Annotated in this window: 13 protein-coding genes and 1 other annotated feature; of the genes, 5 read left to right on the top strand and 8 right to left on the bottom strand. The window is 49.1% G+C overall.

Annotated features, from left to right (window positions below):
* Positions 1–74 precede the first annotated feature (74 nt).
* Together RF007C_RS12070 and RF007C_RS12065 are read right to left on the bottom strand one after the other, a co-directional pair.
* Positions 75–1,451 (bottom strand): TrpB-like pyridoxal phosphate-dependent enzyme, encoded by a 1,377-nt coding sequence (locus RF007C_RS12070; RefSeq protein WP_037300102.1) that lies wholly within the window; start codon positions 1,449–1,451, stop codon positions 75–77.
* Positions 1,452–1,538: 87 nt separating this feature from the next.
* Positions 1,539–1,817: a binding site (T-box leader), on the bottom strand.
* A 158-nt stretch (positions 1,818–1,975) separates the two neighbouring features.
* The gene (locus tag RF007C_RS12065) at positions 1,976–2,692 is read right to left on the bottom strand and encodes a helix-turn-helix domain-containing protein (protein ID WP_037300100.1); all 717 of its coding nucleotides are present in this window, start codon (positions 2,690–2,692) and stop codon (positions 1,976–1,978) included.
* Positions 2,693–2,934: 242 nt separating this feature from the next.
* Between RF007C_RS12065 and RF007C_RS12060 the strand changes: the two genes are divergently transcribed.
* From RF007C_RS12060 to RF007C_RS12040, 5 genes are all read left to right on the top strand, one after another.
* Positions 2,935–3,576, top strand: coding sequence for a histidine phosphatase family protein (locus RF007C_RS12060; protein WP_019679919.1), 642 nt, complete (start codon positions 2,935–2,937; stop codon positions 3,574–3,576).
* 68 nt (positions 3,577–3,644) lie between these two features.
* Positions 3,645–4,610, top strand: a complete 966-nt coding sequence (locus tag RF007C_RS18075; protein WP_242836303.1) for a hypothetical protein — start codon at positions 3,645–3,647, stop codon at positions 4,608–4,610.
* Positions 4,567–5,280, top strand: coding sequence for an RluA family pseudouridine synthase (locus RF007C_RS12050; protein WP_242836302.1), 714 nt, complete (start codon positions 4,567–4,569; stop codon positions 5,278–5,280). The genes RF007C_RS18075 and RF007C_RS12050 overlap by 44 nt, the downstream gene beginning before the upstream one ends.
* Positions 5,268–5,744: an S-ribosylhomocysteine lyase gene (locus RF007C_RS12045; RefSeq protein WP_037300096.1), complete on the top strand. Its 477-nt coding sequence runs from the start codon at positions 5,268–5,270 to the stop codon at positions 5,742–5,744. The genes RF007C_RS12050 and RF007C_RS12045 overlap by 13 nt, the downstream gene beginning before the upstream one ends.
* 134 nt (positions 5,745–5,878) lie before the next feature.
* Positions 5,879–7,651, top strand: a complete 1,773-nt coding sequence (locus RF007C_RS12040) for a M23 family metallopeptidase (protein ID WP_019679922.1) — start codon at positions 5,879–5,881, stop codon at positions 7,649–7,651.
* Between the two features lie 47 nt (positions 7,652–7,698).
* Here the strand turns inward: RF007C_RS12040 and RF007C_RS12035 are convergent, their stop codons facing one another.
* The 6 genes from RF007C_RS12035 to RF007C_RS12010 are packed head-to-tail and all read right to left on the bottom strand — an operon-like array spanning position 7,699 to position 13,855.
* Entirely contained in the window at positions 7,699–8,469 is a 771-nt protein-coding gene (locus RF007C_RS12035; protein ID WP_037300094.1) for a type III pantothenate kinase, read from the bottom strand.
* 26 nt (positions 8,470–8,495) lie between these two features.
* Positions 8,496–10,010 (bottom strand): sialate O-acetylesterase, encoded by a 1,515-nt coding sequence (locus RF007C_RS12030; RefSeq protein WP_037300090.1) that lies wholly within the window; start codon positions 10,008–10,010, stop codon positions 8,496–8,498.
* A 14-nt stretch (positions 10,011–10,024) separates the two neighbouring features.
* On the bottom strand, positions 10,025–10,963 hold the full coding sequence (locus tag RF007C_RS12025; RefSeq protein WP_037300089.1) for a hypothetical protein: 939 nt from the start codon (positions 10,961–10,963) through the stop codon (positions 10,025–10,027).
* Between the two features lie 12 nt (positions 10,964–10,975).
* Entirely contained in the window at positions 10,976–11,932 is a 957-nt protein-coding gene (locus tag RF007C_RS12020; protein WP_019679926.1) for a hypothetical protein, read from the bottom strand.
* Between the two features lie 12 nt (positions 11,933–11,944).
* Positions 11,945–12,898: a hypothetical protein gene (locus RF007C_RS12015; RefSeq protein WP_037300087.1), complete on the bottom strand. Its 954-nt coding sequence runs from the start codon at positions 12,896–12,898 to the stop codon at positions 11,945–11,947.
* A 12-nt stretch (positions 12,899–12,910) separates the two neighbouring features.
* Positions 12,911–13,855, bottom strand: a complete 945-nt coding sequence (locus RF007C_RS12010; RefSeq protein WP_019679928.1) for a hypothetical protein — start codon at positions 13,853–13,855, stop codon at positions 12,911–12,913.
* Positions 13,856–13,874 lie beyond the last annotated feature (19 nt).

The raw sequence follows: 13,874 nt of genomic DNA, 5'->3' as shown, positions 1-13,874 counted from the left end.
CAATATTTATTATAAAACCTTCTGTACGGATCCGCGTTTACATCAGCGCATATCCGTGAATACACTTATTATTTTCAGCCCTCGATCTTGGGGAGGTTTGCCAGTGACTTTGCGATCTCCTCGTCTGTGGGGATGTAGTCGCTCATCTTGCCGTCGTTGTATGCGCCGTAAGCGTACATATCAAAGTAACCTGTACCTGTGAGACCGAAGAGGATAGTCTTTTCTTCGCCTATCTCCTTGCACTTGAGAGCCTCGTCGATAGCTGTACGGATAGCATGGCTGCTTTCGGGAGCAGGGAGTATTCCCTCAACTCTTGCGAACATCTCGGCAGCCTCGAATACAGCTGTCTGCTCAACTGAAGTAGCTTCCATAAGTCCCTGATCGTAGAGCTCGGAGAGTATAGCGCTCATGCCGTGGTAACGGAGACCGCCTGCGTGGTTGGGTGAAGGCATGAAGCCGCTGCCCAGAGTGTACATCTTCTGGAGGGGGCAAACCTTACCTGTATCGCAGAAGTCATAAGCGTAGGTACCTCTTGTGAAGCTTGGGCATGATGCAGGCTCAACAGCGATAATGCGGTAATCTGCTTCGCCGCGGAGCTTTTCGCCCATAAAGGGTGAGATAAGTCCGCCGAGGTTTGAACCGCCGCCTGCGCAGCCGATGATGATATCGGGCTTGATGCCGTACTTATCCATAGCAGCCTTTGATTCAAGACCGATGATGGACTGGTGGAGGAGTACCTGAGCAAGAACGCTTCCGAGAACATAGCGGTAGCCTTCCTTGGAGGTAGCAGCCTCAACAGCCTCTGAGATAGCGCAGCCGAGGCTTCCGTTAGTACCGGGGAATTCCTCAAGGATCTTTCTACCTATCTCTGTGGTAGTTGAAGGAGAAGGAGTAACATTTGCACCGTAGGTACGCATTACCTCACGGCGGAAGGGCTTCTGCTCGTAGCTTACCTTTACCATATATACGTTACAGTCAAGGCCGAAGTATGCACAAGCCATTGAAAGAGCTGTACCCCACTGGCCTGCGCCTGTTTCTGTGGTCACGCCCTTGAGTCCCTGCTTCTTTGCATAGTATGCCTGAGCGATGGCTGAATTGAGCTTGTGGCTTCCGCTGGTATTGTTTCCCTCGAACTTGTAGTAGATCTTAGCGGGAGTACCCAGCTTCTTCTCAAGGAAGTAAGCTCTTACCAGCGGAGAGGGACGGAACATTCTGTAAAAGTCCTGTATCTCCTGGGGGATGTCTATATAGGGAGTTGTCTCGTCAAGCTCCTGCTTTACCAGCTCATCGCAGAAAACGTGGCTGAGCTCTTCGGCTGTACAGGGCTTGCCTGTTCCGGGATTTACGAGGGGAGCGGGCTTTTTCTTCATATCAGCGCGTACATTGTACCACTGCTTGGGAAGCTCGTTTTCCTCAAGATAGATTTTGTAAGGGATTTTTTCATTTGACATAGTAATTTCTCCTTTTCGATAGATTTGAAATCGGTGTGTACTATGCCGAGAAGGAAATATAAAAAGCTCCTGTCCCAGCATTATTTCTGCCGGGACAGAAGCCTTGAAACTTCTGCGGTGCCACCCTGCTTGACGCTAAGCGTCCACTCGATTTGTACATACATACAATGGTTTTGTTAACGCAGTTCTCTGCGTCTCGCCTACACAATGCGCACGGGATACGGACGTATCAGCAGTCCGGCCTGTATCACATCTTCAGTTCGCCCTCGGAAGTCCATTCACTCTGCCGTACATACCTGCTTTCACCGGCCGCAGGCTCTCTGAAATGGATAAGCATGAGCTACTACTCTTCTTCAACGGTTTATTATAAGTGGATTATATCACAAAAAACTCGCAATGTCAAGAGAAAGGCTGATTTTTTCCCGATTTGCTGAATTAAGGACGTATCGGGCAGCAGAAACTGGTGTGAAATTTCCAAAAAAGCCTTTTCAACACGGCGGAAAAGTGGTATAATATGCGTAGGTTTATTTTATGTCGCTCCTGTATTTCGCACGGGTACGAGAGATACTTTCCTCGCTTCGTTTGATAAGGTTAAGGAGTGATGATGAATATTGAGCGTAATCCTTCTGGAGAGTTGCAGTGGTGACGTAAAGGGTATCGAAATTATCAACGCAGTCGTTGCCGTCAAGGGCGATTCCGCTGGAAGCGGCCTTGATATTGGCTTCACTCATGGAAACTATGGCATTTGCGCTGTCGTTTGCGATTACCTTGGGTATGCGGAAGAGCTTCTGGTCGTTATGGGGATTTGCGTTATATACGATACGGAAGAGCTTGTACACCGAAAGCATGAGGTATGAGGATACTTCCTTTATAAGGGTAATGCTGTTTGCCTTCTGGGCAAGGCTGAACAGAAGGCTTATGGAGTTGTTTACAATCCTTCTGTTGAAGTTGATGATCTCGGGCGAAGGCATCTTCATGCTGTTGTTTCCGTCATCATCGGGAATATCCTCGATAGTGATGGTCTTTCCCTCGGGTTCGGGGGTTCTTCCCAGCAGATAGTCACATGATACATTATAATAATCAGCGATCTTTACGAGGAAGTTAAGGCCGCATTCACGTATGCCCTTTTCGTAGTGAGAGAGAAGAGCCTGTGATATACCGAGGTCGGTGGCAGCCTGCTTCTGGCTGATATGTCTTTCCTTACGCTGTAAAGTGATTATTCTTGCAAAATCTGAATTCATTGAAAAAACCTCCCGGATAAAAATAAACGAAATGATTTGATACTATTATTATAATACAAAATGTATAATTTGTAAATATGCAGAAGTATGAAAGAATTTGTTGAAATTTATGCCTGTTTTCGTGAATTTTACTAAGAGTTAAAAAAACGGGCAGTAAATTTGTGCAAAATATCCTTTCTGTATGCTGGAGCTTCGGCTGTCAGACTTCGGCATAAGAAAAAACATATATCAAGGAGATAAATATGAAAGGTTACAGGATAAGTGTTCTCCGCCACGGCATGACGGAGGCCAACGAAAAGGGCATATATATCGGCAAGACCGATGTGCCCCTGTCCGATAAGGGCGCTGCGGAGCTTGCCGCAAAGATGGACGAATTTGACTATCCCACGGTGCACAGGGTATATTCGTCGCCTCTGCGCCGCTGCATCGAGACTGCCGAGATACTCTTCCCATACACGGAGGTATGCCCGGTGGACGATCTGAGAGAGCTGGATCTGGGCGAATTTGAAAATAAGAGCATCGATGAGCTGGTAAAGCGCGAGGACTACAACAAATGGATACGCGGCGGCAAGGACAATCGTCCGCCCAAGGGCGAGAGCCTTGAGGAGATGACGGCACGTATATACAAGGCTCTCCATACGGTGATAATGGATATGATGGAATCGGGTCTCACTCACTGTGCCATGATAACTCACGGCGGCATCATATCGAATATGCTCAGCTGCTTCGGACTGCCGAAGTACGATCCCAAGACACTGGGCTGTGATTTCGGCATGGGCTTCGAGATAATAGTAACAGCCCAGATGTGGCTGAATTCGCAGGCTTTTGAGATACTGGGCTATTGTCCCTACGACAAGATACCCGATCCGGAAGAGGAATACTGAGCCCTTCTGCATAAAATCCGCTGAAAAAGCCAATAATATCTGCAAAACTGGTTTTCGGAGGCGCAGATATGAAAATAAGGGAGCTTATACGCTATTCGGGAAGGCTGCTTGAGGGAAGGAAAACAAAGACTATGATAATATGTCTGCTTCCTCCTGCGGCAGAGCTGTTTTTCCGTTCTGCCGAGGCAGCAGTGTTCAGTATGCTGCTGTATTTCGGCAACCTTAAGCCTATGGAGCTCTTCGGCATAAGAAGTCCCGTCCAGCTTGGAGTAACTGCGGTATGTACGCTGCTGCGCTGGATAACGGCTGCGCCGCTGATGTATGCGGCTGCAAAGAGGCTTTACGGTATCACTGCCGAGCTTCCCGCAAAGCGTACCGAGTCTTTTTCGCGTTCCCTGCTGAGGAAGGCAACGTTCAGGCGCAGTCTTTCCGCTGCCCTCTGGACAAAGGTCATAGGACTTCTGGCGCTGGTACCCTGTATATTCTTCGGCACCATGGCATACAGGCTACTTCACGGCAGACTTCAGGCGGCGGAGGTGTTCCTTGCGGCAAATGCCCTGTTTCTCACGGCTGTATCCGCGGTGATGTGGCTGTCTCTGAAGCTCAGCTTTGCGGCAGTCCCCTTTCTGCTGGTGCGATTTCCGGGGCAGACAGCCTTCCGTATCGTGCTTTATTCCATAAGCTTCATGAAGGGGCGAAAGAGCGTGCTTATCAGGCTTGCGGCGGTGTATCTGCCGCAGATGCTCACTGTTGCGGGACTTCCCGGCGGACTTATGAAGTTTATGACGGCTTTTTCTTTGAGTACAGATATTTTCATCAGGGAGGACGAATACCTTGAAACTAATAGAGCTGACAGTGGACAGCGAAAAGCCCGTAACTCTCGGGAATTTTCTCACGGGAAGAAAGGGCGTGTCAAGGCGGCTGCTCACAAAGCTGAAGCGTCAGGAGGGCGGTATAACGCGGAGAGGCGAGACCGTCCGCAGCATAGATATGGTAGAGAAGGGGGACGTTATCGTGCTGGCTCTGGAGGATGACAGTTTCCTTGAGCCCAACGGCAGTCTCAATGTGCCAATAGCTTTCGAGAACGACAGTCTCGTGGTATTCGACAAGCCGGGAGGTATGCCCGTTCACCCTTCCATAAAGCATCAGGGAGATACCTTAGGGAATTATTTCGCTCATCTTTATCCTCAGCTGACCTTCCGTGCAGTCAACAGGCTGGACCGTGATACCTCGGGACTATGTATCATTGCCAAGGACGCCCTTGCGGCAAAGCTTCTTCAGGGCAGCTGCGAGAAGGTGTACTACGCGGCGGTGCAGGGGCTTATCCCTGACAGCGGCACCATTGACGCGCCCATAGCCCGCGAGAGGGAGTCCATTATAGTCCGCTGCGTCCGTGAGGACGGACAGAGAGCGGTTACTCATTATAAAAGGCTGCTTTGCAGCGATAAGTATTCCCTTGCTGAGGTGCATCTCGAAACAGGACGTACCCACCAGATAAGGGTGCATTTTGCTCATATCGGAGCTCCTCTAGCAGGGGATGACCTTTACGGCGGGCTCCGTGATGATATAACACGACAGGCTCTTCACTGCGGAAGTCTGAGCTTCAGCGATCCGCTGACAGGCCGTCTCATAACTGTTTCCTCGGAGCTTCCGGGAGACATAAAGGCACTTTTTTCCACAGGAGGTAAATTATGGAAAAAATAGCAAGCTTTCAGGTAGATCACACAAAATTCAGCGTGGGTATGTACATATCACGTATCGACGATGACATCGTTACATATGACGTCCGCATGGTAAAGCCCAACGGCGGAGTATATCTGGCAACCCCTTCAATGCACACCATCGAGCATCTTTTCGCCACCTATGCAAGAAATTCAGAATTCGGGAAAAATATTGTATATGTAGGACCAATGGGCTGCCGCACGGGATTTTACCTGCTCACAAGAGGAATTTCCCACGAAAATGCCATAAAGCTGGTGCGTGAGGCATATACTTTCATCAGGGACTATGATGGTGAGATCCCCGGCTGTACAGAGGTTGAATGCGGTAATTACCGCGAGCACGACCTGGCATCGGCAAAGAAGGACGTAGTGCCGCTGCTGGAAAAGCTTCAGGATTACACAGTAGAGATGCTGGATTATACATGGCATTTTGATAAAAATATATAATATTTTTGTGCAGAGTGATGAAATATCTCCTTGAATTTATATTTAAGGAGATATTTTCGTTGTATTATCACAAAAATTTGGTATAATATAATTTGTCAGTGTTAAGGCTTAAAACAGGGAAAGGAGCTGATGCGATGAGTACGGGACGCGGAAAATGGTCCGATATCTACGAGGATAAGCCCGAAAAGCCTGAAAAGCTGAATATATTCCAGCGCTTCGGCTGCTTTGCCGTAAAAGCAGGGGCTGCTCTGCTGCTCTGGCTCATATCAGCTGTAAAGTTTATAGTTTCCGAGCTTGTAAGTCTGGCAGTATCACTGCTCAAAACTCTGCTCTGGCTGCTGAAGGAGCTGACTTCTCCCCTGAGAAGCCGCTTCAATATCAACAAGGATATGCAGCGTAAGGTAATGAAGGCCAAAAAGGCAGGAAAAGAGGAGTATAACAAGGCTCTCTTCGATTTCTGGTGCTCCTATCTCTTCGGAGAGGACGGAGTGTTCTATACCGCCTTCAATTATATACTACCCATAGTTTCAATAGCCTTTCTTGTAGGAATAATCCGTTACGGCTCTGGACTGGAATACGGTCTCAGCGTTGAATACAAGGGCAGAGAGATAGGCATAATCACCGCGGAGGCCGACCTTGAGGCTGCCGAGCGCGAGGTAAGACAGAGGATATCCTACTCCGAGGACAAGGAGCCTGTGGATCTCTCAGCAAAATATTCACTGAGGATAATCAATGAGAACGACAAGGTGGTATCCTCGGTGCAGCTTGCCAACGAGATGCTTGCCGCTTCCGATGAGGATCTTACGGAGGCTTACGGCATATATATCGACGGAAAGTTCATTGGCGCGGTCAGGGACAGAGAGGCAGTACAGGATGCTCTCAACGACAGGATAATGAATTACCGTGTTGACGGCGTTATAAAGGATATTTCCTATAAGAATGACATAGAGTATTCCCACGGCATATATTTTGCAGACAGCGTGATGGAGACCAAGGACGCCATTGCTCTCCTGACCTCTTCAAAGGAGAAAAAGGCTGTATACGTTGCTCAGAAGGGCGACACTGCCGTTACCATATCCCAGAAATACAACATGGATTTTGACAAGATCGAGGAGCTCAATCCCGGTATCTCAAAGAACTGCCGCAAGGGTATGCTGGTAAACGTCATAGAGACCGAGAGCTACCTTCCCATAAAGTATGTCCGCGAATTTGATCCCATAACCTTCCTTGACTACGAGACCATAGAGGTCGAGACCAGCTCATTGAACGTGGGGGTAAGGGATATCCTCGTAAAGGGCAGACGAGGCGAAAAGGTAAGCCATATGGAGATAACCTACGTTGACGGCAAGGAGTATGCCCGCAAGACCATAAGCTCAAAAATAACCAAGGAGCCTGTGGTGCAGAAGATAGGCATAGGAATATACGCCGCAAGACCTGACAGTCCCACAACTGTGCTCACGGGCTCGGGCGAGTTCGGCTGGCCTGTTGACGGAGGCTGGGTAAGCGACGGCTTCGGAGGCGAGAGAAACCATAAGGGTATGGATATAGCGGCTTCCACGGGTACGGAGATATATGCCGCCGCAGACGGCGAGGTAGTTTCTTCGGGCTGGAACACGGGAGGCTACGGATATTTCGTACAGCTCGGACATACCGATGATTATCAGACAGTATACGGTCATATGAGCGCTGTCCTTGTTTCCGAAGGACAGTATGTATCAAGAGGACAGCTCATAGGACTGGTAGGAAATACAGGTAATTCTTATGGTTCTCACTGTCATTTTGAAGTAAGACATCTCGGAATATGTCTTGATCCCGCACATTTTCTCAATACTACCGACAGCTTCAATGCAGAGGCTGACAAGAAGAAGGAAGAAGAGAAAAAGTCGACAGACAAGAAAAAGAATTAAAATAAGCTCCGCGGTATGGCTGATACCACGGAGCTTTTCTTTATACATCACTTTTTATTCTTCCTGTAAATAATAGCCAGTCCCTTGATAAGTAGGTTATTGTCCAGGATTATCTTTCTCCTGCAAAGCGGTACTACCAGCTCGGAGAGACCGCCTGTAGCGACTGCGGTGCATTTTTCGCCCAGCTCGTCCTCTATGCGGTCGATTATTCCGTCAAGAGCGCTTGCGTTGGAGTAGAGTATTCCGCTCTTGAGGCAGTCGATAGTATTTGTGCCTATGACATGAGCAGGCACCTCAAAATTGACCTTGGGGAGCTGTGCGGTGCGTGCAGTAAGAGCGTCGGCTGCAACCTTCATACCCGTAAGGATAAGTCCGCCGCGGTAGTTTTTATTGCTGTCCACCACGGAAAGAGTGGTTGCGGTGCCCATATCAATGATAATAAGGGGGACGGGATACTGATTTATAGCTGCAACAGCGTCCACTGCCTGATCGCTTCCCAGCTGTGCGGGGTTGTCGATGAGTATATTGAGACCTGTCTTTACTCCGGGGCCGGCCATCATAACGTCAACGTTGAAGAGCTTGCGGACAGCCTCCTTGACTGTGTTTGTCACCGAGGGGACTACCGAGGACATAACGGCGTCGTCAATATCGGAGATATTGAAGCTGTTCATTTCAAGGATAGTCTTTATGAGTACGGCATATTCGGCAGCCGTAGCATTGTGGTCTGTGCTTATCCTTTCAAAGAGTACTACCTCGTCCTTTTCGTCAACACAGCCGAAAACAATATTTGTATTACCTATATCTACTGCTAAAAGCATGATTTTCCTCCTGAAAAATATTTGAGTTATGATCTGTCTGTGCGGAAGGGCGGCAGCGGCAGTCCGTTGACGCCGAAAAGTCCGACATCCGCATAGTTTGTCCATTTGAACCTTGCCGATACGGGAGTTTTTACCTCGGGGCAGCTGAGTTCTATATAAGGCAGAGATACCTTTGCCTGTGCGTTGTGGTAGACGCCGTCGCTGCCTGCGAGTTCGAAGCCTTCCAGACAGTGTTCGTCCTTGCCTCCCAGACCCTTCTCGCAGTTTCCGAGATGGATGAGCATAATGCCGTCCTTCACCTCATAGCTGTCGCAGTAAGGCGGCATGGACTCGCCGCGGCTCATCTGTAAGTAGACCTCGCTCATTGCCTGAAGGTACAGTCTGTGTCCCACAGGTTCCTTGTCCGCGGGGTGGATATTGTTGAATTCACCGCAGTCGAGGCATACTGCCAGTCCCGTATTCCTTACCGTGCGGAAGACTCTTTCCTGAGCCTCGCGGATCAGAGCCCAGCTCTGATTATCGGGAATGTCTTCGTATCTGAACATGGGGAGCTGTACAATGAGGAAACTCAGCTCATCGTCCTTCCAGTCCGAGCGCCAGTTCTCGATAAGAGCCTTCAGCAGGAACTCATAGGTGTCGGGGCGGTGGTCGTCGGACTCGCCCTGGTACCAGAGTACACCCTGTAAGGTATACGGAGCGATGCGGCTCACCATAGTTTCATAAAGGCCGCAGGGGCGCATGGGATTTTTTATACCGTGAGGGCCGGGATAGCGATTCTCGCCGCACTTTGCCAGTACCTCGTCCCATTTTATGTCGGGCTGCTCCGCAAAGCAGGCGTTAACGCGCTCCTGCCATTTTTCCTGATATTCAGAGTATTCGTCGTACTCTGCGATCATTTCATCGCGGGACCTGCCTGCCACTGCCTTGTCGTATTCGTCGATATAGGGACGCAGACGGCTGTCCTGCTCAAGATAACGGCGGCTCAGCCATGCTGAAGCGGAGGTGCCGCCCCAGTTGCAGCCGATAATGCCCACGGTGACGCCCAGTCTCTGACTGAGCTCCTTTGCGAAGTAATAGCCCACAGCCGACCATGAAGCGGAATTTTCCGCCGAGGGGAGAGCCCAGCCGCTGTTTTTCTCAGCCTCTGCCAGTTCTTTGGTCATCGAGCATTTTGGCGTATAGTAAAATCTGACGTTTTCCTCCGAGCAGTTCACCAGCTCGCGGATATTGTTCTTGTCATTGCGGAGCTCATACTCCATATTGGACTGACCTGCGGCCAGCCATACCTCACCAACAGCCACATTGCGGAACACCTTTTTTATAGCGCCGCAGGTGATCTCCAGTGTGCAGCTGTCGCACTCCGTCATGGGAGGCAGCACAGCTTCCCATCTGCCGTCCTTGATTACGGCGGCAGCGGACACAGACAGCTGTGGAACGGATACCGTGATAGTTTTTTCGTTATTGTTGCAGGTACCGAAGATACGGACGTTCCTGCCTCGCTGGAGCACCATGTTATCACTGAATACAGCAGCAGCCTTCATTTTATTTGATCTCCTTATTCATTAACGGTTATGATGTTGTTTGCGTTGCAGAAATCCACAAGGGTAAATCTTATAAAATCTGCATATTCGGGCTTGACCATGTAATAGACATAGGTCTCGATGAGATTGAAGAGCCATGCGGTCCTGCCCTCTATCTTGAACTGATTGAAGCCCATGGGCAGATACTTGTCCCATATATCGGCGGGCTTGATATTTGTGCTCAGCTCGCGGATCTCGAATATGTTTCTCGTGAAGAAGGGGCAGTTCTGGTTGGCGCCGTCGTCGAAGATAATGGGATCGTAGGGCTGATCGGGGTATTTGCGCATATGGTTTGCGTAATTGATCTGCTGAACGCCCACATTGTAGTAATGCTGAGCCCTGTTCGGACAGTTGGGGCGGCAGTTGGAATTCACCAGGAACTCGCACTTCTCTTTATGAGGGAGTTTTTCGAGTATATCGAATTTATTGTTCAGGTCGTAGTCGACCACGACTATGCTGTAATCCTTTTCCAGTTCGGCAGCCAGCCTGTCACCGTCGTTGAGGCGTTTGCAGGTGGAGCTTGTGAGCTTGAAATCGGGATAGTTCCTGCGTATGTACTCCTCCAGTATGGGAGAGACCACTATGGCCTCATTCATACCGTTATTTGCCAGACTCATTACCATATTGCAGAACTTGTCGTTCAGGTGCTTTTTTTCAAGAGCGGGGTTCGTGAAAGTGAATCTCACGGGTATACCCTTGTCATTGAAGGATTTCAGCACCATTTTCACGAAATTCTTGTCGCAGAGTCCCTCCTGAGTCCTGCCGCCGTTCCATATGGACTGTGGGAAGGCGCCGTAGAAGGAGGCGATCTCCACATCGCGGAAGTACTGAGGGTACTGTTCCATCACAGTGGCAAATACCATATTGAATCTGAAATGGGTAGCTATTCCCGGAAGATGAAATCTTGCTTTCATATTAACGACCTCTTATTTATCAACACGGATTATGCCGTTACGTTCAAGGTTGAAGAGGAGCATCATTCTTGCCTCGTCACGGCATTCGGGCTTAGCCATATAGTAAAGGTAACTTTCCGTAAGGAAGATCTTTCCGCCTGTTCTGCCCTCAAGCTTGAACTGCTCGAAGCCCATGGGGATATACTTCTCCCAGATGGCGTCGGGACTTATATGGGTAGGGAGCTTCATTATATCGTAAGCATTCCTTTTGTAGCACTGGCAGTTTATGGCATTTTCCTCATTTATCTCGTGGTATTTGTTTATATCGAAGGGTTCCAGGCTGCCGCTCTGCACATAGTCATTGTAGGCGATGTTGTATTCGCCTATGAGCCTGTAATGCTCCTTACGCATAGCGCATTTGGGATTGCAGAGGGTATTGCACAGGAATTCGCATCTTGATCTGTCTTCCTGGGGAATCTGCTCCAGCAGATCGAATTTGTTATTGAGATCGTAGTCGAGAACGACTATATGGTAATCCTTTTTCAGCTCGCTGACAGGTCCGTCTATGGTATCAAGACGCTTGCAGGTGGAGCTGGTGAGCTTGTAATCCGGGTACTTGTCGCGGATATAGTCTTCAAGGAGTGGCGAATTGACAATGACTTCGTTGAGGCCGTTGTATGCCAGCTCCAGTATCCTGTTGCAGAAGGGATCCTTAAGGAGCTCCTCTGTGATACAGGGATTTGTAAAGGTAAAGCGAAGCGGTATGCCGAGGTCGTTATAGGCCTTCAGCACCTGCTTGATGAAAGATTCGTCGCAGCGTCCGGTAACTACTCTTCCGCCGTTCCATGCAGCAGGGGGGAATGTACCGAAGAACGAGGCTATCTCAACGCCCTCACGGAAGTAGTAGGGGCAGTTCTTTATCATATGTGCGAAGATAAGATTGAATGAAAAATTCTTTGTCAGGCCGGGAAGGTGAAATCTTGCTTTCATGGTACTGCCTCCTTATTCAAACTGTATAACGCCGTGGTAATCGAGGTTGTAGAACAGCATCATTCTTGCTTCGTCACGGCATTCGGGCTTAGCCATATAGTACATATAGTTATCTATGAGATACAGATTTCCCGCTGTCCTGCCCTCAAGCTTGAACTGCTCAAAGCCCATGGGTACGTACTTGTTCCAGATAGCATCGGGAGATATATGTGTGCGCAGTTCTTTTATCTCATAGAGTGTGCGTTCACGGCATTTGCACTTTATGAGAGTGGAGAGATTCCTGTCGGTGTAGTCATTGATATTGAAGGGCTTGTCAGGATGCTCCTTCAGGTGCTGATTGTAGTATATCATCTGCTCGCCTATGAGATCGTATTCCAGCTTGCGGCGGGGACATTCGGGCTCGCAGCAGGCGTTTGAAAGGAATTCGATACGCGGTCTGTCCTCCATGGGGACACGTTCGAGCAGATCGAATTTGTTATTCAGATCATAGTCCATTACCACTATATGGTAATCCTTTTTCAGCTCGGCCAGGAAGTCGTCGATATTGTCAAGACGCTTGCAGGTTGAGCTTGTGAGCTTGAAGCTCGGGTATGTCTTGCGGATATAGTCCTCCAGGAGAGGAGAATTGACTATTGCCTCGTTGAGGCCGTTGTCTGCCATGCGCATGACCATATTGCAGAAGGGATCATAGAGATGCTCCTCCCTGAGCACGGGGTTTGTGAAGGTAAAGCGGAGCGGTATATCCAGTTCGTTGAAAGATTTTATTACGTGCTCCACGTAGCTCTGGTCGCACTGACCGCCGATGGTCCTTCCTCCGTTCCAGAGCGACGGCGGGAAGGCTCCGTAGAAGGAAGCTATCTCAACGCCTTCGCGGAAGTAATCGGGGCGACTTTTTACCATGTTCGCAAAGACGAGATTGAACATGAAGTGTCCCGAAAAATCAGGCAGATGGAATTTGACTTTCATATATGTCCCTCCTTATCTGAAAGACAGTGCACCCGAATTCTCCATGGATTTAAGCAGAGTGAACCTTGCCTCGTCCCTGCATTCGGGTCTTGCCATATAATACATATAGGTTTCGAGCACATTTATGGGACTTGCGGTCCTTCCCTCTATCTTGAACTGTTCAAAGCCCATGGGCACGTATTTCTCCCATATATCGTCGGGAGAGATATGTGTGCGGAGGCCTCTTATCTCAAAGAGTCCTCTCTGTGAGTAAGGGCAGTCCCTGAAGTGGTCGGGATCGTATTTTGCAGCGTCGAAGGGTAGATTAGGGTATTTCTTGATATGCTCGTTGTATGCGATCTGCTGAACGCCTATGGAGTGGTAGTGAGCAGAACGTCTCGGACATCCTGGTTCACAGCAGGCATTTGAGAGAAATTCTATCTTCGGCCTGAGCTCCATGGGTATCTGCTCCAGCAGTTCAAAGCGGTTATTGAGGTCGTAGTCCATGACTACTATATGGTAATCCTTTTCCAGCTCGCCGAGCAGTCCCTCAAGGGTATCGAGGCGCTTGCAGGTAGAGCTGGTGAGCTTATAGTCGGGGAAATTGCGGCGGATATAGTCTTCAAGAAGAGGAGACATCACAATAGCCTCGTTGAGGCCGTTATTCGCCAGATTCATCACCATATTGCAGAAGGTGTCGCTGAGGTGCTTCTTTTCAAGAGCGGGGTTTGTAAATGTAAAGCGGAGGGGGATTCCTCTTTCGTTGAAGGATTTGATAACGTTCTTGATGAATGCCTTGTCACATACTCCTCCCTGAGTTCTGCCGCCGTTCCATATGGAAGGTGGGAAGACTCCGTAGAAGGAGGCGATCTCCACGCCCTCGCGGAAAAACTCGGGACGGTGCTTCAGCATTTCCGCAAAAAGGAGATTAAGCTTGTAATTACCCGAAAAATCGGGAAGGTGGAAACGTACTCTCATGTTTTTATTCTCCTTGTTA

The organism is Ruminococcus flavefaciens 007c (assembly GCF_000571935.1).
GTDB lineage: Bacteria > Bacillota > Clostridia > Oscillospirales > Ruminococcaceae > Ruminococcus > Ruminococcus flavefaciens_F.
Note: the sequence above shows the minus strand (reverse complement) of the source record. Positions and strands in the feature narration are given on the sequence as shown.